Origin of the sequence: Falsihalocynthiibacter sp. S25ZX9, from assembly GCF_041205405.1 — a bacterium.
Taxonomy (GTDB): Bacteria; Pseudomonadota; Alphaproteobacteria; order Rhodobacterales; family Rhodobacteraceae; genus Falsihalocynthiibacter; species Falsihalocynthiibacter arcticus.
In genome coordinates this window covers 54774-74989 of sequence record NZ_JBGFCD010000004.1, presented here as the reverse complement: position 1 = coordinate 74989, position 20216 = coordinate 54774, and the positions used below count along the sequence as shown (strand labels likewise).

17 protein-coding genes are annotated in these 20216 nt (G+C 55.2%); 6 read left to right on the top strand and 11 right to left on the bottom strand.

All coding sequences use genetic code 11. From position 1 onward, the window contains the following. Nucleotides 1–7: 7 nt before the first annotated feature. The 5 genes from AB9F29_RS06210 to AB9F29_RS06190 all read right to left on the bottom strand — a co-directional run bounded on the left by AB9F29_RS06210 (nt 8) and on the right by AB9F29_RS06190 (nt 5397). The gene (locus AB9F29_RS06210) at nt 8–1120 is read right to left on the bottom strand and encodes an SPFH domain-containing protein (protein WP_369754986.1); all 1113 of its coding nucleotides are present in this window, start codon (nt 1118–1120) and stop codon (nt 8–10) included. Continuing rightward, nucleotides 1120–2082 carry a DUF2927 domain-containing protein gene (locus AB9F29_RS06205; RefSeq protein ID WP_369754985.1) on the bottom strand — a complete coding sequence of 321 codons (963 nt, stop codon included), beginning with the start codon at nt 2080–2082 and terminating at the stop codon, nt 1120–1122. Before AB9F29_RS06205 ends, AB9F29_RS06210 begins: the two co-directional genes overlap by 1 nt. After that, on the bottom strand, nt 2079–3272 hold the full coding sequence (locus AB9F29_RS06200; RefSeq protein WP_039002734.1) for a toxic anion resistance protein: 1194 nt from the start codon (nt 3270–3272) through the stop codon (nt 2079–2081). Before AB9F29_RS06200 ends, AB9F29_RS06205 begins: the two co-directional genes overlap by 4 nt. 12 nt (nt 3273–3284) lie before the next feature. After that, on the bottom strand, nt 3285–4157 hold the full coding sequence (locus AB9F29_RS06195) for a 5-bromo-4-chloroindolyl phosphate hydrolysis family protein (RefSeq protein ID WP_369754984.1): 873 nt from the start codon (nt 4155–4157) through the stop codon (nt 3285–3287). 277 nt (nt 4158–4434) lie between these two features. Next, complete coding sequence (locus tag AB9F29_RS06190) at nt 4435–5397, bottom strand: pseudouridine synthase (RefSeq protein ID WP_369754983.1); 963 nt, start codon at nt 5395–5397, stop codon at nt 4435–4437. Between the two features lie 73 nt (nt 5398–5470). On the opposite strand from AB9F29_RS06190, the gene AB9F29_RS06185 reads away from it, so the two are divergent. Further along, on the top strand, nt 5471–5923 hold the full coding sequence (locus AB9F29_RS06185) for a nucleoside deaminase (protein WP_335584986.1): 453 nt from the start codon (nt 5471–5473) through the stop codon (nt 5921–5923). A gap of 2 nt (nt 5924–5925) precedes the next feature. Here AB9F29_RS06185 and rimO read toward each other — a convergent pair whose 3' ends face one another. Continuing rightward, nucleotides 5926–7308, bottom strand: coding sequence for a 30S ribosomal protein S12 methylthiotransferase RimO (gene rimO / locus AB9F29_RS06180; protein ID WP_369754982.1), 1383 nt, complete (start codon nt 7306–7308; stop codon nt 5926–5928). Between the two features lie 131 nt (nt 7309–7439). On the opposite strand from rimO, the gene AB9F29_RS06175 reads away from it, so the two are divergent. Continuing rightward, nucleotides 7440–9407: an AsmA family protein gene (locus AB9F29_RS06175; RefSeq protein WP_369754981.1), complete on the top strand. Its 1968-nt coding sequence runs from the start codon at nt 7440–7442 to the stop codon at nt 9405–9407. 58 nt (nt 9408–9465) lie between these two features. Here the strand turns inward: AB9F29_RS06175 and AB9F29_RS06170 are convergent, their stop codons facing one another. Continuing rightward, the gene (locus AB9F29_RS06170) at nt 9466–10032 is read right to left on the bottom strand and encodes a GcrA family cell cycle regulator (protein ID WP_039002729.1); all 567 of its coding nucleotides are present in this window, start codon (nt 10030–10032) and stop codon (nt 9466–9468) included. Between the two features lie 217 nt (nt 10033–10249). On the opposite strand from AB9F29_RS06170, the gene AB9F29_RS06165 reads away from it, so the two are divergent. The 4 genes from AB9F29_RS06165 (at nt 10250) to gndA (ending at nt 14814) form a co-directional block, all read left to right on the top strand. After that, a complete protein-coding gene (locus AB9F29_RS06165) occupies nt 10250–10993 on the top strand; it encodes an ABC transporter permease (RefSeq protein WP_369755091.1) in 744 nt (247 codons plus the stop codon). Nucleotides 10994–11198: 205 nt separating this feature from the next. Continuing rightward, nucleotides 11199–12380: an aspartate aminotransferase family protein gene (locus tag AB9F29_RS06160; protein ID WP_369754980.1), complete on the top strand. Its 1182-nt coding sequence runs from the start codon at nt 11199–11201 to the stop codon at nt 12378–12380. Between the two features lie 28 nt (nt 12381–12408). Beyond that, a complete protein-coding gene (gene argF, locus AB9F29_RS06155) occupies nt 12409–13335 on the top strand; it encodes an ornithine carbamoyltransferase (protein ID WP_369754979.1) in 927 nt (308 codons plus the stop codon). Between the two features lie 54 nt (nt 13336–13389). Further along, a complete protein-coding gene (gene gndA, locus AB9F29_RS06150; protein WP_369754978.1) occupies nt 13390–14814 on the top strand; it encodes an NADP-dependent phosphogluconate dehydrogenase in 1425 nt (474 codons plus the stop codon). A 65-nt stretch (nt 14815–14879) separates the two neighbouring features. Here the strand turns inward: gndA and AB9F29_RS06145 are convergent, their stop codons facing one another. The 4 genes from AB9F29_RS06145 to AB9F29_RS06130 all read right to left on the bottom strand — a co-directional run bounded on the left by AB9F29_RS06145 (nt 14880) and on the right by AB9F29_RS06130 (nt 20176). After that, nucleotides 14880–16361, bottom strand: a complete 1482-nt coding sequence (locus tag AB9F29_RS06145; protein WP_039002724.1) for an inorganic phosphate transporter — start codon at nt 16359–16361, stop codon at nt 14880–14882. A 75-nt stretch (nt 16362–16436) separates the two neighbouring features. Then, the gene (locus AB9F29_RS06140; RefSeq protein WP_335584978.1) at nt 16437–16892 is read right to left on the bottom strand and encodes an NUDIX hydrolase; all 456 of its coding nucleotides are present in this window, start codon (nt 16890–16892) and stop codon (nt 16437–16439) included. A 67-nt stretch (nt 16893–16959) separates the two neighbouring features. Continuing rightward, a complete protein-coding gene (hrpB, locus tag AB9F29_RS06135; RefSeq protein WP_369754977.1) occupies nt 16960–19500 on the bottom strand; it encodes an ATP-dependent helicase HrpB in 2541 nt (846 codons plus the stop codon). Continuing rightward, the gene (locus AB9F29_RS06130; RefSeq protein ID WP_369754976.1) at nt 19439–20176 is read right to left on the bottom strand and encodes a DUF3108 domain-containing protein; all 738 of its coding nucleotides are present in this window, start codon (nt 20174–20176) and stop codon (nt 19439–19441) included. The genes hrpB and AB9F29_RS06130 overlap by 62 nt, the downstream gene beginning before the upstream one ends. Nucleotides 20177–20216: the final 40 nt, after the last annotated feature.

Sequence of the window (20216 nt, the reverse complement as noted above, 5' to 3'; positions counted from 1 at the left end):
TCTCTGACTATTCAGCACCAGGAGGGGGAGGGGGCATTATGGTGAACAAAGTGGCGAGCGCCCCAATTTCAGAAGCCTTTTTCCACCCGTCTTGCCCCGCAGTCCAAACAAATGTCTCGCGCGTGAGTTGCCCGTCCTGTGCCATGCGTCCCATTGTTGCCCGCGAAAACGGGCCGGATGTCTCGCCATTGTTTGCTGTATGCCACACGTGTTCAACCGGCGCGGGCGGGGGAGTCGCGGGCGCCGCTGTCTGCACAGGATGCGCGCCCCATGGTCCGGCAAATTGGCTCGCCATCGCCATGCCCATGCCCGCACCAAGCCCTGCGGCCATACCGCCGCCTGCGGGGTTTTGGGCCGCCGAGGTCATGGCCTCAGCGGCGGAAAATTGCGTGTATTTCCCCAAGTCGCCCGCGAGTCCAACAGAGGTGCGTTTATCCAAAACAGCTTCGACGGCGGGCGGGAGGCTGATGTTCTCAATGTAAAGTTCGGGGATCGAGAGGCCGTATTCCGCCAGCGTTGCGCTGATTTGGGCGGCAACAAGCTTACTCAGGTCGCCAGTGTTTGCGGCCATATCGAGGACAGGAATGCCAGAGCCCGCGATGGAGCGACTAAATTCCTGAACAATGATATTGCGAATTTGGAAGCTAATTTCATCCATCGTAAATTCGCCGTCCGTCCCAACGATTTCACGCAGGAATACCCCGGGATCTGTCACGCGAATTGAATAGGTTCCATAGGCACGCAGGCGAATAGGGCCAAATTCGGGGTCCCGACACATAATCGGGTTTTTGGTGCCCCATTTAAGGTCGTTAAAGCGCGTTGTATTTACGAAATAGATTTCGGACTTGAACGGACTTTCGAATCCGTGATCCCAGTGTTGAAGCGTTGTCATCACGGGCATGTTGTTGGTTTCCAACATATAAAGCCCGGGGGTGAACACATCCGCCATTTGGCCTTCGTGGATGAAAACCGCCGATTGACCTTCACGCACCGTCAGCTTTGCCCCGTATTTTATCTCGTGACCTTCCCGTTCAAAACGCCAAACCATTGTGTCACGCGTGTCATCCGTCCATTGAATGACGTCAATAAACTCACCCGTTAAAAAATCAAAAATTCCCATTATATTCTTCCAATCTTTTCAGGTGTTTCGGGGGCCATCAGCTCGCGGGCAATTTGATCGACAATCGGGCGGGCTGTTTGCGCATCCATTCCGGGGGTAAGGCGCGGATCATAGAGAATGCGCAAAAGGTATTCATCATGCGTGGTTAAAAGTCCAAATTCTTCGTCGTCGTTGAAAATGGAGGGGCGCGCAGCGTCACTGTCATTTGAAAGGCCGAGGCTTTGTGCGATTTCCTCGTGAATACAGGATTTGCGCAGGAGGTCGGGATGTTCGTCCCGAATGATCACAAGCGCGCGCCCGATGTATTTGGAGGCATGCCCCTCACTGTAGGATTGCGCGATACACAGGTCATTTTTCGTAATTTGAGTGAGGGCTTGTATATCGAAGTTCGAAATTTCTGGGATAATTTCCCGCAATAATGGGCCCGCAGCAAGGCGTTCATCTTCGTTTAAGATCAGCACAAATAAGTTGGCCGATTGCCGTGATCCCATTTGAATCGGATGGCCGGTAACGCGTTCCAAACGACTTGCAAAACGCTTAACTTCCGCTTGATCCGCGCGTTGTTGGGACGGCGTTAGGGTTTCACCAAGAATAACGTTTATGACCACGGGATTTTGCCAGCGACGCATCGGGAAAGCGACTTCCTGTGCCACGAGCCGTCCGTTGACCATGGAAAACTCCGCAAAAAAAGCGATTTTCATGAAGTTCTCGGCCAGATCGTTGGCAGTAAACGCCACATCCACACCGCCGCCATCTGTCCGCAAAAGCCCCTTCACAAGAAAATCTTCTTGCAGCCGGCTAAAGCTATTCAGGTAGAATTGACTTAACTCTGACCGCCCTTTGGGTGGCGCGACCGGTTTAGGCTCCGGTGGCTTGCTTGATACCACGTCTGCCTCGCACCCCAAAAGGAGCGAGAGGCCGATGACGAACATTGCCAGTTTTATCGGAGCAGTGAGCCTCATTCGCTTCCGACAGCCGCCCCAATCTGATGCCCCGTACCGTCGTCACGTGATTTCGCGGCTGCCAAAGTTTCCTTGAGGTCTTTTTCCATTTTGATAAGTTCAACTTCGGCCTCCGCACGGCGCCGTTTCCCTTCGTCCGCAAGCGCGAGGCTATCGTTAATCGTACCAATAAGCTCTTGGTTGGCGATCTTAACTGCTTCAATATCAAACACACCGCGCTCCATTTCCTTGCGGACGACCGTGTTCGCTTGACGCAAATTGGTTGCATTGGAGGTGAGTAATTCATTGGTTAAATCATTGGCGTCACGCACTGCATGCGCGGCTTCGCTGCTGCGTTGAATCGTAACGGCTTGCGCCAGTTGCGTTTCCCAAAGGGGAACTGTGTTCACCAATGTCGAGTTGATTTTCGTGACCAAAGATTTGTCGTTTTCTTGCACAAGCCGAATGGACGGAAGGCTTTGCATCGTAACTTGACGCGTGAGCTTGAGGTCATGCACGCGGCGCTCAAGGTCGTCACGCGCAGATCGTAAATCGCGCAGTTCTTGCGCAACCATAACGGCGTGTTCGGGGTCCGCGGCGGTTACTTCACCCTCTTTCTTGGGAATATCGGTACCGTCCAACACCTCCAGCTTTTCCGCCCCAGCAGTGATATACAACCCAAGCTCATCATAGAAATTTAAGGTTTTTCCATAAAGCTGATCCAGAGATTTGATGTCTTTGAGGAGCGTGTGTTCATGTGCCAATAGGTCGTCGGTGATTTTATCGATCTGGCCCTGTACGTCTTCAAACTGTGCAAGGAATTGGGCAAAAGGTGCGGCTTGGCCCGTGATTCTTTCCCACCAGCTTCGCTTGCGGCGGACATCCAGTTCGGAAACGCTAAAGCCACGAATTGCCGAGACGATTCCACTCAAACTGTCGCCTGCAGGACCCACGTCCTTATTTTTAACATCCGCCAACATGGCTTGGCTGATGACCTGAAGTTCGGCTTGGGCTGAGGACCCGAAATTCACGATCGATCCCGTATCACTCATATCCAACTCGTCCATGCGGCGTTGGATTTCAGCGGCAATGGGGGCGGGGGCGGCCTTGAGCGGCACCAGATCGGTCTTGGGCTCTGGCAATTCAATGGCCACAACTTCATCAACCAATGGCTTGGCTTTTTCGGCTTCTTTGCGAATAGTTTCGGTCATAAAATTTCCTCGTTACAAATTTTCGCGAGCAAGGCGCTCACGAAGAACCTCAATTTCAATATCTAGGTCGACGGTATTGTCCTCGAGCAGTTTTGAAATGCGTGCAGCAAAATTGTCGCCTAAATATTCTAGCAACCCCTCATAGTCCTCGCGGGCTGTTTGGTTTTGATTGCGGTTGTAGATGTCGGCAAATTTGATGGTCGCGTCGCGTGCAGCCTTTAGATAAACGCCCATGAATTTTCGCGCCGACGTTAAATCACGCGGGTCTTCTTCCACGGTTCTAAACAATTGGCGGGCAACGTCCGCAAAGTCTTGGACTTGAGCGATCAATCGGCGGTCCTCTGTACGCTTGATGGCGGCATCCATGCTCGTCAAATAGCTTTCACCTTCTTGGACAACACGTGCAACGCGGTCTTGCTGAAACAGGTCGACCCCATCCGCGCCTTTGTCCTTCATTGGGTCTAATCCAAAAGACGATAAATGCAGAATAGAGCCAAGGACCCCAAATATTATCACAGCCGACAAGGCGCTTGCGCTTGCGAATCCGGCGACGGACAGGCCTACGCCCATTAAGATTGCCGCAAATAACTTTCGGGGAAAGGCGGGGCGGCGGGCAACACTTCTGGCTTCATAGGCTACTTGCGCAGCGACACCCTCGCGGGTCAACCAAGCGGCCCCAAGAAGTAGCGCGACAGCGAGAAGGGACGCCGCCATTTCTGCTGGCGACCGGAAAAACGCCAGTATGGCAAGGGGAATAGGCGCGGCAAACAAAAGGTTAATCCGTGCTCGTGCGGGAGCGGGCTTCTTACCACGGAACGGATTGGGCGCATCCGTCTGGGAAGACGAACCTTGGGGGCTAAATTGCCCACCATACCGCTGCGCCATTATACCACCCCCGAAAAAGTCACGTAGAGGACGAGTGCGATAAGCATGACAAATGAGAGCTTTTTAAGTCCGGTCTCTGCCATAGGGTCCCTCGATGAGATGTGTGGAAACATTTATTTTTTATAAAGCACTTTAGGGCTTCATGATAGCAAAAGGCCCCAAAGTTGAAAGTGTATTTTCAATATAAGTGTGATCTCCGGCGAGCCTTCGCCAGAGAATTGAGGTCGTTAAAGGGAATGGCTCCACAAAAAATGGGTGGATACAGGCCCTTTAGGGCTTACCTGCCACGCGGTTTTCCGTGCGGTTTACCACTCGGACGGGAAGGCGCGGATTTTCCACCGCTTCGATCGGGGAAGGACCGTTTCTCCGCAGGTTTACCCGTGCGTTTGCCGCCGCCCCGTGGACCTTTGCTGGCAGGAGCATCAAGCTCGGTTCCGTGACGCGGCATTTTCCCGACGGGTTTGCGCTGGCGCACGATACGAGGTTTTTCATCTTCATCGGCCAAAGGCTCTTGGCCAAGTTGATCGCGAAGAACGCGTGTTTTTACTTCTTCGATATCGCCTGGCTTAAGTTCGCCCAGTCGAAACGGCCCATAAGACACGCGCAACAATCGGTTTACTGTCAGGTCAACTGCGGCCATCGCACGGCGAATTTCACGGTTTTTACCTTCGCGAATCGATACAGTAAGCCACGCATTGGCCCCTTGTTGGCGGTCAAAACTAACGTTCATCGGCTGAAATTTTTCGCCATCAACAACGATTCCGGCGCGCAGGGGGGCCAAAGACTCTTCCGTTGGGCGTCCGTTTACCCGCACACGATAGCGGCGCAGCCAGCCCGTTGAAGGGAGCTCGAGCTTACGTTTGATCCCGCCGTCGTTGGTCAGAAGGAGCAATCCTTCAGAGTTGATATCGAGGCGACCAACACTCAAAACGCGGCCAAGTTCGACCGGCAACGTATCAAAAACTGTTTCACGGTCTTTTTCATCGCTATTGGATGTCACAAGGCCCAGCGGCTTGTAATAGAGCCAGAGGCGGGCGTGTTCAGGTTCGGAAATTGGCTGATCATCAACGCAAATTTTGTCCGCCCCCGTTACGTTCAACGCGGGGCTTTCAATAATCTTGCCGTTCACCGAGACACGGCCTGCTTCAATCATGCGCTCCACTTCGCGGCGCGATGCGACGCCTGCGCGAGCCATAATCTTGGCGATGCGTTCGCCGGTTTTTTCACTAGAATTTTCCATGACCCGCTTTACCTCACCATTTGGGAAATAGAAAGCCGCTTGGCACGTGGCGACGAAACAGGCACAAAGCAGCATGCAACCGTTTCAAAGCTATATGAATCTGGCCCTTTTGGAAGCCAAATCGGCCGCCATTCGTGGCGAGGTACCGGTCGGCGCCGCGTTGGTTGGCCCCGACGGGAAGGTTTTGGCCGTCGCAGGGAATCAGACGCGTGCGGATTGTGATCCCACCGCGCATGCGGAAATCCTCGTTCTGCGCGAAGCGTGTCGCTTGTTAAAGTCTGAGCGGCTGTCTGCTTGCGACCTCTATGTCACCCTTGAGCCCTGTCCAATGTGCGCGGCGGCGATTTCAGCGGCACGGATTCGGCGCTTATATTACGGCGCGAGTGACCCCAAATCCGGTGGGGTCGAGCGCGGGCCACGTATATTCGCGCATTCCCAAGCGCACCACGTACCCGAAGTATATGATGGAATTGGCGCGCGTGATTCCGAAGAGTTACTCAAGAGTTTCTTCCAAGAAAGGCGCTAGTTTTAAACCAGCGTCCCCCACAGATCATATTCGCTGGCTTCGTCGACCATGACTTTGACAATGTCGCCCGGCTTCAGATTTTCAAACCCTTCGTCGATGAACAGGTTGCCGTCAATTTCCGGAGCATCGGCCTTTGTGCGACATGTCGCGGCTTCATCGTCGACTTCGTCCACGATGACTTCTTGCACAAATCCAACTTTTTTCTCCAGCTTTGCGGCTGAAATGGCCTGTGATCTTTCCATAAACCGATGCCAGCGTTCTTCTTTCACTTCTGGCGACACGTGATCGGGCAGGGCATTACTGCGCGCACCCGCAACGTCTTCGTATTTAAAGCATCCAACGCGGTCGAGTTGGGCCTCATCCAGCCACTCTAACAAATGCTCAAATTCCGCTTCCGTTTCGCCAGGGAAACCAACAATAAACGTGCTGCGCAAAGTCATGTCAGGACAAATTTCGCGCCACGCATTGATCTCGTCCAAGGTTTTTGCTCCCGCTGCCGGACGCGCCATGCGGCGCAGGACATCGGGGTGCGAATGTTGGAACGGAATGTCGAGATAGGGCAGAATAAGCCCATCCGCCATCAGTGGAATAAGATCGCGCACATGGGGATACGGGTACACATAATGGAGGCGAATCCACGCATCCATATCGCCAAGTTCCCGCGCCAAATCGGTGATGTGGCTACGTACTTCGCGGTCTTTCCACGGATTTAAATCGTATTTTCTGTCCAGACCATATGCACTGGTATCTTGCGAAATCACCAAAAGTTCGCGAACACCCGCTTCCACCAGCTTTTCAGCCTCGCGAAGAATCGCATGGGCTGGGCGGCTCATCAACTTGCCGCGCATGTCAGGGATAATGCAGAATTTGCACTTGTGATTGCACCCTTCAGAAACTTTGAGATAGCTGAAATGACGCGGCGTCAGTGAAACCCCACGGGCGGGCAAAAGATCGATGAACGGATTTGGATTCGGCGGAACAGCGCTGTGCACCGCGTCCAAAACCTGCTCATATTGATGCGGGCCTGTCACAGCCAAAACGCTGGGATGCGCCCCCGTGATATACTCGGGGTTCGCGCCCAAGCATCCGGTAACAATTACTTTTCCGTTTTCTTTAAGGGCTTCACCGATGGCCTCAAGGCTCTCGGCTTTCGCGCTATCAAGGAAGCCGCAGGTGTTCACAATCACGGCTTCCGCACCCGCATAATCTGGCGAAATCGCGTATCCTTCGGCGCGTAAACGCGTCAGAATCCGCTCACTATCGACAAGGGCCTTGGGGCAACCAAGGCTGACCATCCCAATTTTGGGCTGATCGGCGCGGATAGGATCGGTGATGATCGCGCGGGGCGCGAGATCGGGGCGGAGTTCTGGAGGATTCTGGCTCATCCCTGCGCTATACACCCGAGTTCGCGACGGAGCAATATCGCGTTGTTGTGTTGCGCAGTGGAGGATGCGCCCATTGTTTCATGCATCCATCCCCCCTAGATTAAAGGGAATAGAAAAAAGTGAGGTGAACGATGCGGTGGATTTTTAGAGCCTTCATGATTGTTGCGACTTTGGCTGTGCTGGGTGTCTTCGCGATTGCCCTGATTCCCGGCAAGAAACTCGCTGAAATCGCCGCCGGGCAGATTGCGGAATTTACGGGCCGCGAAGTGACCCTCTCGGGCGACGTGACGACCAAAATATTCCCCCGCCTTTCGGTAACGACGGGCCCCATCGCGGTTGCGAACGCGCCTTGGGCCGAAGACGCGCCGTTGCTCACGGCCGAGGGCCTGACGATTGGGGTGGAGTTATTGCCCCTGCTGCAGGGAAATTTTGAGTTTAGAGACATTAAAATCCTGCAACCCAACATTCGGTTGTCGGTGGCAAAAGATGGTCGAAAAAACTGGGACTTTTCTGGAAAACCCACGGCGGCGGCAACGGCCCAAGTGGCGAAAGCGCCCTCAAGCGGACCGCGGCGCGTTACTGTTGAATACGCAGGCATTACAGACGGAGAGATTCATTTTTATGACGATGCCTCAGGGCTGCGGGAATCTCTCAGTGACGTAAACTTTGAAGCGCGTTTCCCCGAATCTGACGGGGAAATCCGGGTGTCTTTGAGCGGACAATACAAAGGGGCCAGTCTGGACGTTCAGGCGGGTTTGGATCGTCCGATGGGCTTTTTGCTGGGCGATATTGCCACTTTGGACACAACCGCGTCGTTAGGGGGCGCCAAAATTTCCTATACGGGCAAGCTCGGTTTGTCCGGACTGGTTATGGACGGAGATTTGGTGGCCTCAATTGCCGCAGGATCGCCCCTTTTGAACGCGATAAATGCGGGGAACAACGCGGGTCCCAAGGCCCTAAGCATGAAGGGGAAACTTGTTCGCACTCCGGATGGGGCAACATATGTGCGGGGTGGCGAGTATAAGATCGGAACCCAAGTTCTGCGTGGGGATATTGATTTTAAAGCTGGCAAAGATCGGCCCGTCATCAAAGGGATATTTACCGCCCAAGACTTGAGCCTCCCTGAGCTTCAAGGGGCGAGCACGCAAAGCCAGACAAGTCTGACCGCAAACTCCGGCGGATGGTCGAAGGCTCCAATTGATGTCTCAGGCCTCTCTGCGGTAGACGCGGAAATTTCATTGACGGCGACGTCTCTTGATCTTGGTGTCGTCGAATTTGGACCTAGCCAAGTCCTGATGAAGTTGAACGCAGGCAGGGCGGTTTTTGATCTCAAAAAGGTCAAAGCTTATGGCGGTGATCTCGCGGGTGAATTCGTGGTGAATGGGCGTGGGGGGCTTTCGGTTGGCGGCGATTTAACCATGAAGGGCGTTCAGACGGACCAACTTCTCGGGGCGCTCGTTGACTTTGATCGCCTTGTAAGTCCGGCAGATGTTCGGGTGAAATTCCTTGGGGTTGGTAATAATTTGGATGCGATTGTAAAGAGCCTCTCGGGGCAGGGCGGGATCAATGTCCAAAAAGGCGTCCTGAAGGGGGTCGATGTTGAGCAAATGATCCGCACCTTGGATCTTGGGTATCAAGGCACGGGGCAGCGCACCGTTTTCGAAAGTATTGATGCGACATTTAATATCACCGATGGGATTATGTCGGGGACCGACCTCGCATTTAAGGCCAACGGGCTTATTGCGGAAGGGCGCGGAAAAACCAATCTAAGCCAGAAATTATTGGTCTATCGCCTAACGCCGACCGCGCTTGTTTCCCCTGACGGGACTGGCGGGGTTCGCGTGCCGTTGCTTATACGTGGTCCATGGGCCGACCTTCGTTTTTCGCTCGATCTTGAGGCGATCGTTAATCAGGAGTTGAGCGCGGAAAAAGCGGTTCTAGAGAAAAAGCTGAAAGACGCTGAGAAGGCTGCAAAAGCCAATGCGATTAAAAAACTTGGCGTGAAGCAGAAAAAAGACGAAAGCCTCGAAGATGCGGCGCGGCGCACTCTTGAAGAAACCGCGACCAAGGAATTGCTGAAACTCCTAGGGCAAAACTAATCACACAAATAAAAAAGGCGCCACAAACGGGCGCCTTTTAAAATACTGTTCCGACTGTCTAGCGGCGACGCTCGCGGCGGCTGCTCATCGGCTGGAAGGCCACGCCCACATGCGCTTCGCAATAGGGTTTGCCGGCCTTGGTGTCCAAACCACAGAACCAAAATTCTTCGGTCGCAGGGTCACCAATCGGCCATTTGCAGGTCCGCTCGGTTAGTTGCATGAGGGTCAGCTTCTTCGCTGTTTTCTCAACTTCGCGCACGGAGGCCATGGCTTCAGGGCTGATCTCATTTGCCGAGGGTTGCGGCGGCAAGGGTTGGCCCGCAGGAATGATGGCCTTGCGAATTGGGATCGGGCGCGTCGGCTCGGGGCTCACCGGCTTGGCCTCAACTTTAGGCTCAACGCGCGGTTCGGCGGCCTTTGTCCGTGCCGCAGGTTTCGCGGGGGCGGCTTTCTTCTCGGGTGTGGTTTTCGCCGTGGTCGTGCGATTAGACAGACCCAAACGGTGCACTTTGCCGATAACGGCATTGCGCGTCACGCCACCAAGTTCTTTAGCAATCTGACTCGCAGATTGTCCTTCGCCCCACATCTTTTTGAGGGTCTCTACGCGCTCATCTGTCCAGGACATATCTGTTCCTTAAGTAGGGCTACGCGCGCACCAAAAATGGCCCGCACCTGCAGCCTGAAAGAATTCTATTCTCCCTCTATTTTAAACACCCTGACACGGGATACAAGGCACAGAGTCGGAATCCACGTGAATCGCTACGATAAGTTGAAGGAAAATGGCAGTGCATAACGAAAATACCCTCGGAGAACGTCGTTTCGGTCGCATCAATTGGCTGGGGATGGCAACGCTTGCCCGCCGCGAAACCCGCCGCTTTGTCGTCGTCTGGACACAAACGCTTCTCGCCCCCCTCGTAACGGCCGCCCTTTTCTTGGCCATATTCAGCGTCGCCATCGGCCCAACGCGTGGCGATATCGCAGGGGTGCCGTTCCTGCATTTCCTCGCGCCCGGTATCCTAATGATGACCGTCATCCAGAATGCTTTTGCCAATACCTCCTCGTCAATTGTGGTCTCAAAAGTGCAGGGGAATATCGTCGACACCCTCATGCCGCCACTGTCCGCCCTCGAACTTCTCCTTGGCTATATGGCGGGATCAGTAGTACGCGGAATGATGGTTGCCGTCGCGATTGGACTTGGCATGCTCCTTTTCCTCGGAATTGAAATTCAGCATCCGATTTGGGCTCTTGTCTTTGTTTTCCTTGGCAGTTCCATGATGGGCGCCGTGGGAATTGTGGCCGGAATCTATTCCAATAAATTCGATCAAATGGCCGCGATCACCAATTTTATCGTTACCCCCCTCGCGTTTCTTTCGGGCACATTTTACACCATCGACACCCTGCCGCCGCTCATTCAAACCATCACCCGCGCCAATCCGGTCTATTACCTAATTGATGGTGCGCGCTATGGCGTGATCGGCCATACCCAAACGCCGTGGCTTGGTCTTGTTGTGTGTACGGCGGCGACATTGGCAGTGATGGCTCTGTGTTGGGTTTGGTTCGCCAAAGGCTACCGCCTTAAAGCTTAACGGAAATTTATTCTTCCCAAGGGGCAGAGATGTCGATATACGCAACGGCATGATCATAAGCACAAATATCTCGAGCCGACGCCGACGCTAATTTAGCTGCGGCCCATTCGCTATTGATCCTGCGCAAAATCGCGCACCCCTCTCCAAAATCTTGACATGCCTGTGCCCATGCGGCACCAAAGTCTCTTTTACAAGGACCAACCCGATGATTTCATCCGTTCTTCCGACCTACAATCGCGCTCCCCTTACCTTCGTTAAAGGCGAAGGCGCTTGGTTGATTGAAGCTGACGGACGCCGATTCTTGGACCTTGGGGCAGGGATCGCTGTCGCCGCTTTGGGCCATGCAAACCCCACACTTGTTGCGGCCTTGACCGAGCAGGCGCAAAACCTGTGGCACACCTCCAACCTCTATGAAATCCCCCAACAAACCGCGCTGGCGAATGCTTTGGTCGAAGCCAGCTTCGCCGACACCGTGTTTTTCACCAATTCGGGTACCGAAGCCTGTGAACTCGCCGTGAAAATGGCGCGGAAATATTGGTTTGATAAAAGCGAACCTGAACGTGTCGAAATCCTAACGTTCGACGGCTCGTTCCACGGGCGTTCCGCGGCAGGTATTGCTGCGGCGGGATCGGAAAAAATGACCAAGGGCTTTGGCCCCCTTGTGGCTGGATTCGTCCATCTACCTTTCGGCGATACTGAGGCCGTCAAAGAGGCACTGTCCGACAAAACGGCAGCAATCCTGATTGAACCCATCCAAGGCGAAGGCGGCATTCGCGTGCTTCCCGACGCCGACCTCAAGGCCCTGCGCGCGATCTGTGACGAGGCAGGAATTCTGCTTATTCTTGATGAAGTTCAATGCGGTATGGGCCGCACAGGCCGCCTTTTCGCGCATGAATGGGCGGGGATTACCCCCGACATTATGATGGTTGCCAAAGGTATCGGCGGCGGCTTCCCGATTGGTGCGGTTCTCGCCACCGAAAATGCCGCCTCCGGGATGACCGCTGGCACGCACGGATCGACCTACGGCGGCAATCCTTTGGCCTGTGCCGTCGGAAATGCCGTGATGAAAGAGGTCAACACGCCCGAATTCCTCGCCGAGGTGAACCGCAAAGCGGGCCTCTTACGGCAGGGGCTAGAAGGGCTTGTCGCCTCCCATCCTGACGTGTTCACCGAGGTGCGCGGAATGGGCCTCATGCTCGGCCTCAAATGTGTGCCCGCCCCTGGTGACGTTGTTGCAGCTGGTTACCAAAATGAGGTTATCACTGTCCCTGCCGCCGATAATGTCATCCGCCTGCTGCCCCCGCTAAACCTCACCGACGAAGATATCGCCCAAGCGTTCGCGCGCCTGGATGCCACAGCAAAAACGATCGAAAACGCCTTGCTCTAAGCAACCTCGGCTCGCTAAGGAATTACAAATGAACCATTTTCTCGATATCCACAAAACTGATCCCGCCGATTTGCGGGCGATGATTGAACAAGCGCACACAATGAAAAAAGCGCGCGCTGGCCTGCCAAAGGGCACCCTTGACGCTGAACAACCCCTCGCGGGCCAAATGGTCGCGCTGATCTTTGAAAAACCCTCAACCCGCACGCGCGTTTCTTTTGACGTGGGTGTGCGCCAAATGGGCGGCCAAACGCTGGTTCTGTCTGGCAGTGATATGCAGCTCGGCCACGGCGAAAGCATCGCCGATACCGCCCGTGTTCTCTCGCGCTATGTCGATCTGATTATGATCCGCACGTTTGAGGAATCCACCCTTTTGGAGCTTGCCGAAAACGCCTCTGTACCGGTGATCAACGGCCTGACAAATCGCACACATCCGTGCCAAATCATGGCCGACATCCAAACCTTTGAAGAGCACAACGGCCCGATCAAAGGCAAGAAAGTCGTTTGGATGGGCGATGGCAACAACGTCGCCGCCTCCTTCATCCATGCCGCGGGCCAGTTTGGATTCGATCTTACATTCTCGGGGCCCGAACAACTTGATCCCGAAGCCGAATTTATCGCCGCCGCGCGGGAAAAAGGCAGCAAAATCGAGATTGAACGCGATGCTGAAAAAGCCGTTGAGGGCGCCGACCTCGTGGTCGCCGATACATGGGTTTCCATGCATGATCCCCAATCCGCGCGCCAACGTCGCCACAACCTCCTTTACCCCTATCAGGTGAATAAAGGCTTGATGCAAAACGCAAAAAACGACGCTTTGTTTATGCACTGCCTTCCGGCCCACCGCGAAGAAGAGGTGACAAACGAGGTCATGGACGGCCCGCAATCGGTGATTTTTGATGAGGCCGAAAACCGTCTTCATGCACAAAAAGCCGTGATGCGCTGGTGTCTTGGCGTTTAAAGTCCTATTTGTGGTCGTTAACGCAAACACGACCACAGATTTAAGGGACATCACATGTCGGATAATGGGGATAAGGCTGCAATCGGCCTGATTGGACTTGGCACAATGGGCAGCGCGCTTGCGCTCAACATCGCGGACAATGGCTATAAAATCGCGGTGACGAACCGCACAGTTTCCCGCGTCGCGGAATTTACGCGCGACGCCGGAGATTTGGCTAAAAACCTTGTTGGATGCGATGATATCGCAAGCTTCGTCGCATCCCTCAAAACGCCCCGCGCGATCATTTTGATGGTGCCCGCAGGGCAAGCTTTTGATGATCAAATTAAGGCCCTGAAGCCCTATCTCGACCAAGGCGACACCATCATTGACGCTGGCAACACCAACTTCCACGACACCCGTCGCCGCGACGCAGCCCTTGCCGCCGAAGGGCTCCGCTTCATTGGCATGGGCGTTTCTGGTGGTGAAGAGGGCGCGCGTTTCGGCCCGTCCATCATGGTCGGCGGCCCCGTCGAAAGCTTCACCCCGATTGAGCCGATCATCATGGCCATTGCCGCGAAATATCAAGGCGACCCCTGTGCCGCGCATCTTGGTCCCGATGGCGCTGGTCACTTCGTAAAAACAGTTCACAACGGTATCGAATATGCCGACATGCAATTGATCGCCGAAGTTTGGGGTATTTTGCGCGACGGTCAGGGGAAATCCGCAGCCGAAGCAGGGGCCTTGTTCGACCACTGGAACGAGGGTGATCTCAAGAGCTACCTTGTTGAAATCACAGGTAAAGCACTTGGTTCCGTCGACGCTGAAACCGGCAAAGCGATGGTCGACATTATCCTCGACCGCGCTGGGCAAAAAGGCACAGGCCGTTGGACGGTGATCGAAGCCCTTGGCCTTGGACAGTCTGCCTCCACGATTGAGGCCGCCGTCGGAGCCCGCAGTTGGTCAGCAGCCAAAGACGTGCGCGAAGCGGGAGCCGAAATCCTGAAAGTCACTCCCGAAGGCGGCGCATCTGTGAGCGAAGAAGATCTCGCCGAGGCACTCCTTGCCGCGCGAATTTTGGCCTATGCACAGGGCTTTGACATCCTAACGGCTGCATCCGAAACCTATAAATGGGACTTGGATATGGCGCGGGTCGCCGAAATTTGGCGCGCAGGCTGTATCATTCGTTCGGCTCTGCTTGATGATATTTCGGCCGCCTTCCGTGGCGACATGCCCAAAGGGCGCTTGATCCTTGCCCCCGCCTTCGCCAAACGCCTGATTGCAGGTTCCGCGGCATTGCGCCGTGTGGTTGCCTCCGCCGCGATGAACGGCCAGCCAACCCCTGCGTTCTCCGCCGCTTTGGCCTATTTCGACACGATGCGCCAAGCGCGCGGCACCACCGATTTGGTGCAAGCGCAACGCGATTTCTTTGGGGCGCATGGGTTTGAACGGGTTGATCAACCCGGCGCTCATCACGGGCCATGGGCGATGAACCCTAAGTAAATACGGGCCTAAGCCACCACTAATTGAAACGCCGAGAGTCCAGTAAGACTCTCGGCGTTCTTGTTTTAGCCAATGACGAAGTTGAGGAAGTAGAAGATTCCAGCCGACATTATCGCGGCTGCGGGCACGGTGATCACCCATGCCGCGATGATTGTCATAAAGTGGCTGCGACGCACCAATTTGCGCCGACGCCGCTCCTCAACCGCGATGCGTTTCTCTGGTGCACGCGTTTCGCGGCTCTTGGCAAGGCGACGTTCCGTACTCCATTCGCGATAGAATCCAACGCCGAAAATTCCGCCAATTGCGATATGCGTTGAACTCACAGGCAGGCCCAACCAGCTGGCGATAATTACGGTGACCGCAGCGGAAAGGGCAACGCAATAGGCGCGCATCGGGTTGAGCTTGGTGATCTGGCTGCCCACCATGCGGATGAGTTTTGGACCAAACAGCACGAGACCAAACGAAATGCCAAGCGCCCCAATCACCATAACCCAAAGGGGAATTTCAACCTTCGACGAAAAGTCGCCAAATTCAGCAGCGTGGACGATGGCCGCCAATGGCCCCACCGCATTCGCAACGTCATTGGCCCCATGCGCAAACGATAGCATGGCGGCCGAAATCACGAGGGGGGCCGCAAAAAGCGCCTTGAGGGATTTGTTGCGATTCTCAAGCCCTTCAGACTGACGTTTGATCAGCGGCGCAGAAACAACATAGACAACCGCGCCGATACCCGCGCCAATCAACAACGCCATGCCGATGTCAATTTCGATGATTTTTTTCAAGCCTTTAAGCGAAAGATACGCCGAAAAAGCCGCCGCCATGACGCCCATCAAAACAGGCACCCACTTGCGCGCTGCTGCGATTTTGTCGTCCTGATAGATGATTTTCGCTTTGATAAACGCCAAACACGCCGCCGCGATTGCGCCGCCCAAAACCGGAGAAATTACCCAACTTGCCGCAATTGTTCCCATCGTTGGCCAATTCACTACAGAAAAGCCAGCCGCCGCGATCCCCGCGCCCATAACGCCGCCAACCACAGAGTGGGTGGTGGAAACAGGTGCGCCGACGAAGGTTGCGAGGTTGACCCAAAGGGCCGAGCTGATCAAGGCGGCCATCATGGCCCAGATGAATACTTTGGTGTCCGTAAAGCTCGCAGGGTCGATAATCCCTTTTGAGATCGTTGAAACAACATCTCCGCCAGCAATTAAGGCCCCCGCGCTCTCGAAAAATGCAGCAATAACAATGGCCGATCCCAAAGTCAGGGCGTTGGCGCCAACCGCTGGACCCATGTTGTTTGCAACATCATTTGCGCCAATATTGATCGCCATATACGCGCCAAAACCTGCCGCGGCGATCACAACGAAATTGGAAGAGGTGGCGTCAAAGAAAATGGCGGCGGTAATGATGGTCAGCGCAATAAAGGCGAGCGCGATACCTGGAGCCACCAATGGCCGCGACACATATGCGGTCGCTGACTCAAGCTGGCTGATCCGGTTAAGATCTTTGTCCAGCGTCTGCCACTGGTTGGTCTTTGGAGAATCCGACATGTGTTACCCCTCGGCTACGTTGCGGAAGCGCTAAACGTCGCAGCCGAGTGGATCAAGAGTTTTGTCGAGAAACTGTTACAATGCCGCCAAAATAGCACTTAGTTCTGGTTCCTGAACCATATTCGCCGCTTCCGTTGGCGTCACCCATTTGCGTTCGCGCTGATCAGCTTCAGGGAATTTATCGCAAATTTCCGTCACGGTCATTTCAAATACGGACGTATCACACCAAGAAATTCCACCGGAATCCATCGACTTTTCGTACGAAAATTGCCCGATGGGGGTGCTGTTGACTTCGCCTTTGACGCCCGCTTCTTCCCAAGCTTCCTGCATCGCAGCGTTGGGCGCATCGAGTCCGTCAATGGGCCAACCTTTTGGTAAAATCCAGCGGCCCGTATCGCGGCTGGTAATTAAAAGGACGCGTTTGTCCACTCCCTTGCCCTGATAGCAAAGCGCAGCAACCTGCACACGCGCGGGGCGTTTGAATATTGGGGACACGTATTCTGCCCAAGCTTTCTTGAGTGCATTCGTCATTCTACTCGCCTCGTTTTTATTATTTTTGCCAAATATACGTTAATTTTAAGTAAAAGGCAACGTTTGCCTACTTCCGAGGCTTGGCGCGCAGGGTTGGTTTTTCCTGCGTCGGGTCGTCCGGCCACGGATGTTTCGGATAGCGCCCCCGCATATCTTTTCGCACATCCACATAGGATGTCGCCCAAAACCCCGGAAGATCCGCCGTTGTTTGCAAGGGTTTGCGTGCGGGCGAAAGAAGAGTGATTCGCAAAGGGATGCGCGTAGGGCCAACCGTTGGATGCTGCGAAACGCCAAACATTTCTTGCAAACGCACGGCGATTTCGGGCGCCTCTCCCGCGTAGTCAATCGGTACTTTATTCCCAAGCGGCGTCACAAAACTCGCGGGCGCGAGGCGGTCAAGGGTTTGGGTTTGCTCCCACGTCAGCATTTGGCGCAGGGCTTCGGATGGATCGAAATTCCGCAGTTGTCCCTCGGTTTTGAGGCCCAGTAGATGGGGGAGAAGCCATGTCTCGGCGCTGTCCAAAAGGCTTTGGCTTTCCGTCAGGGGAAAGCCATCCGATTCAAACAGGGCAATCCGCGCAAGAAGGCGATCCGAGGCCGCAGTGTGCGGTAGGCCGATTTCGCGAATCCCCTCCAGCGCGGATTGGGCAATTTGGCCTTCTGGCGCGTCGCTCCAATGCTGATCCGTCAGCACCAACGCCCCCAAACGCTCCTCGCGCCGCGCAATAACCCTTTTGTCCCGCCGCGACCACCGACAGGTATTTTGCCATCGGATTTGATCTGGGAAAAGGGCGCGAAGGCTTGACGCGGGCAGGGGGATTGCTTGTCGAATACGGGCTTCATGCAACGCGCCATCCAAGTCCGTTGCCACCAAAAGGTCAAGTTTTGCTAGCGGATCAACCTCATCCATAATCGCCCCTTTGCCCCCTGAGAGAAGGAAGCGAGGCGCAGGCCCATTTCGCCGCAAAGCAATACGGTCTGGATAGGCCAAAGCAGCCAGTTCGGCAGTGGTGTATTTAGGGCCAGAATGTTTGATATGTGAAACCAGCCGCGCAAGCGATTTCGCATCGCTGCGCAAGGTTTCGATCGCCGCACGATGTAGCGTGTACGGGTGCGAGCGTTGAAACTCCTTCGGGCTTTCAATCGCTTTCAGACGCAGGCTGACATCTGACGGGGCACCCCTTAAGGGATCTCGGCCTGCAATAAGCGCGGCCAGTGGTGCACCCGCCGCGCCGCCCAAAAGGAGCATATGTCCAAGTCGCGGATGTACGGGAAGGGCGGCGATTTTACGGCCATGCGGTGTAATTCTGCCGCTTACGTCCAGCGCGCCCAACTCCAGCAAGAGCCGTTTTGCCTCAGCAAAGCCACCCGCACTCGGCGGTGTGAGAAACGCTAACTCGTCTGGTGAGGCGGCCCCCCAAAGGGCAAGTTCAAGCACAAGCGAGGTCAGGTCTGCGGCTTCGACTTCGGCGGGCGCAAAGGCGGGCAGGGCGCCCTCTTGGCCCTTGGTCCAAAGTCGATAGCATGTGCCAGCAGAGACCCGCCCCGCGCGGCCACGGCGTTGTTCTGCTTCGGCGCGGGACACGGGCTCGGTCACAAGGCGCGACATGCCAGAATTGGGATCAAACCGCGCACGGCGCGCGCGGCCACAATCAACCACGACCTGGATGTCCTGAATGGTGAGGGAGGTTTCGGCGATGGAGGTGGCCAGAACAATCTTTCGCCCCGATTTTGCGGGGGAAATTGCGGCGCGTTGATCGGCGAAACTCATGGCGCCAAAAAGCGTATGGATGGTGATGTCGGAAGAAACGCGTCCCGCAAGTAGCCCTGCGACGCGCCGTATTTCGCCCTCGCCGGGGAGGAAAACAAGAATGCCACCCTCGGTTTCTTGGGCCGCCTGCGCAACCAAATCCGCGGAGGCCTGTTCAAAACGGATGGTTTTGGCAAGAGGTTTGGGTAGGTGCAAGGTCTCGACGGCAAAGGCCCGCCCCTCCGAGGTGACAATCGGTGCGTCGTTAAGTAAAGCGGCGACGGGGGCGGCATCCAACGTGGCGGACATGACCACAAGTTTGAGATCGGGCCGCAAAGCGCCGCGGATTTCCCAAGCTAACGCCAAGCCCAAATCGGCATTCAAACTGCGTTCGTGGAATTCGTCAAAGATCACGACGGACACGCCAGAAAGCTCTGCGTCGGACTGAATCATCCGCGTAAGAATGCCTTCGGTCACGACCTCGATGCGGGTGGTGGGGCCGACGACGCTCTCGCCTTTAATGCGATAGCCAACCGTCTGGCCAACCTTCTCGCCCAAGGATTGCGCCATCCGTTCCGCCGCAGCACGGGTGGCCAAACGGCGGGGTTCGAGCATGAGAATCCGCCCGCCACCTTCGCTCAAATCCGCGAGGCCAGCTTCCAGAAGTACCAAAGGAACGCGTGTCGTTTTCCCCGCCCCAGGAGGGGCCTGCAAAACGACACGGCCCTCGCTTCGGAGGGCCGCAACCAGCGCAGGGAGGGCGTCATCAATAGGCAGTTTTTCGTGGCGCACGTCGTTACTTTCGTTTGATGACGACCTTGCCAAAAAGGGACTCAGAACTGATGCGCTGAACGCCATAGCGGCCGTCGCTTAAGGCCCCATAGGTCAAGGTGAAGCGGAAGTCGGTGCGTTCTTGCATGTCTTCGGGGGAGAAGCCACCGAGCCTGCGATAAACCCCACTACAGGAAATTTCGTTCCCGTTCTTGCTTGGAGCACCGAGTACGATTTCGCTCAGGCGTCGCCCGTCAAACATCTTCTGATTCAAGGTACAGGCGTCACTCTCTTCCACGTTCCGCAAAGCGCTATAGATCATGGAGAGCGGATCGAGCGTGCCTTTTTGCCCCGCGGGATTCACATCATAGTCCCGTTTGGTACGCGGTGGATCGAGTTTGAGAACTTGCGGCACGCCGTTCTTGTAATTCAACTGCGAACTTTGCTCGCGCCGCCCCGTGTCCGCCTGTTCGGCATAGGATTGTGGGCTGAGTTTGCCGTTGTTAACCGCGCCTTTGACCTGCGCTTTGTAGCTGACCTTAACAAGTGAGCCGATAAGACCGGTGCTGCGCACGTAGCCCGCAACCTGATAGGCCTTGCCATTGTTTTGAGCGCTAATTGTCAGCTGCCCTGCAGGGATGCCGCCGATATAGAGCTTGAAATCGCCGTTTTCTGCTTGCGCCTGCGCGGTGGTGCCGCCGATCGCCAGCAGAGTCGCCACGCCAAGGCTGGCTGCAATAAGGCGTAAATTGAATGTCCGCATGAAATGAGTGTTCCTTCTTGTCTTTACTCAAGGTATGTCA

Excerpts from the sequence above, each read along its gene's own strand:
- AB9F29_RS06210 (WP_369754986.1), bottom strand. The coding sequence starts at position 1,120 with ATGGGAATTTTTGATTTTTTAACGGGTGAGTTTATTGACGTCATTCAA.
- AB9F29_RS06205 (WP_369754985.1), bottom strand. The coding sequence starts at position 2,082 with ATGAGGCTCACTGCTCCGATAAAACTGGCAATGTTCGTCATCGGCCTC.
- AB9F29_RS06200 (WP_039002734.1), bottom strand. The coding sequence starts at position 3,272 with ATGACCGAAACTATTCGCAAAGAAGCCGAAAAAGCCAAGCCATTGGTT.
- AB9F29_RS06195 (WP_369754984.1), bottom strand. The coding sequence starts at position 4,157 with ATGGCGCAGCGGTATGGTGGGCAATTTAGCCCCCAAGGTTCGTCTTCC.
- AB9F29_RS06190 (WP_369754983.1), bottom strand. The coding sequence starts at position 5,397 with ATGGAAAATTCTAGTGAAAAAACCGGCGAACGCATCGCCAAGATTATG.
- AB9F29_RS06185 (WP_335584986.1), top strand. The coding sequence starts at position 5,471 with ATGCAACCGTTTCAAAGCTATATGAATCTGGCCCTTTTGGAAGCCAAA.
- rimO (WP_369754982.1), bottom strand. The coding sequence starts at position 7,308 with ATGAGCCAGAATCCTCCAGAACTCCGCCCCGATCTCGCGCCCCGCGCG.
- AB9F29_RS06175 (WP_369754981.1), top strand. The coding sequence starts at position 7,440 with ATGCGGTGGATTTTTAGAGCCTTCATGATTGTTGCGACTTTGGCTGTG.
- AB9F29_RS06170 (WP_039002729.1), bottom strand. The coding sequence starts at position 10,032 with ATGTCCTGGACAGATGAGCGCGTAGAGACCCTCAAAAAGATGTGGGGC.
- AB9F29_RS06165 (WP_369755091.1), top strand. The coding sequence starts at position 10,250 with ATGGCAACGCTTGCCCGCCGCGAAACCCGCCGCTTTGTCGTCGTCTGG.
- AB9F29_RS06160 (WP_369754980.1), top strand. The coding sequence starts at position 11,199 with ATGATTTCATCCGTTCTTCCGACCTACAATCGCGCTCCCCTTACCTTC.
- argF (WP_369754979.1), top strand. The coding sequence starts at position 12,409 with ATGAACCATTTTCTCGATATCCACAAAACTGATCCCGCCGATTTGCGG.
- gndA (WP_369754978.1), top strand. The coding sequence starts at position 13,390 with ATGTCGGATAATGGGGATAAGGCTGCAATCGGCCTGATTGGACTTGGC.
- AB9F29_RS06145 (WP_039002724.1), bottom strand. The coding sequence starts at position 16,361 with ATGTCGGATTCTCCAAAGACCAACCAGTGGCAGACGCTGGACAAAGAT.
- AB9F29_RS06140 (WP_335584978.1), bottom strand. The coding sequence starts at position 16,892 with ATGACGAATGCACTCAAGAAAGCTTGGGCAGAATACGTGTCCCCAATA.
- hrpB (WP_369754977.1), bottom strand. The coding sequence starts at position 19,500 with ATGGCGTTCAGCGCATCAGTTCTGAGTCCCTTTTTGGCAAGGTCGTCA.
- AB9F29_RS06130 (WP_369754976.1), bottom strand. The coding sequence starts at position 20,176 with ATGCGGACATTCAATTTACGCCTTATTGCAGCCAGCCTTGGCGTGGCG.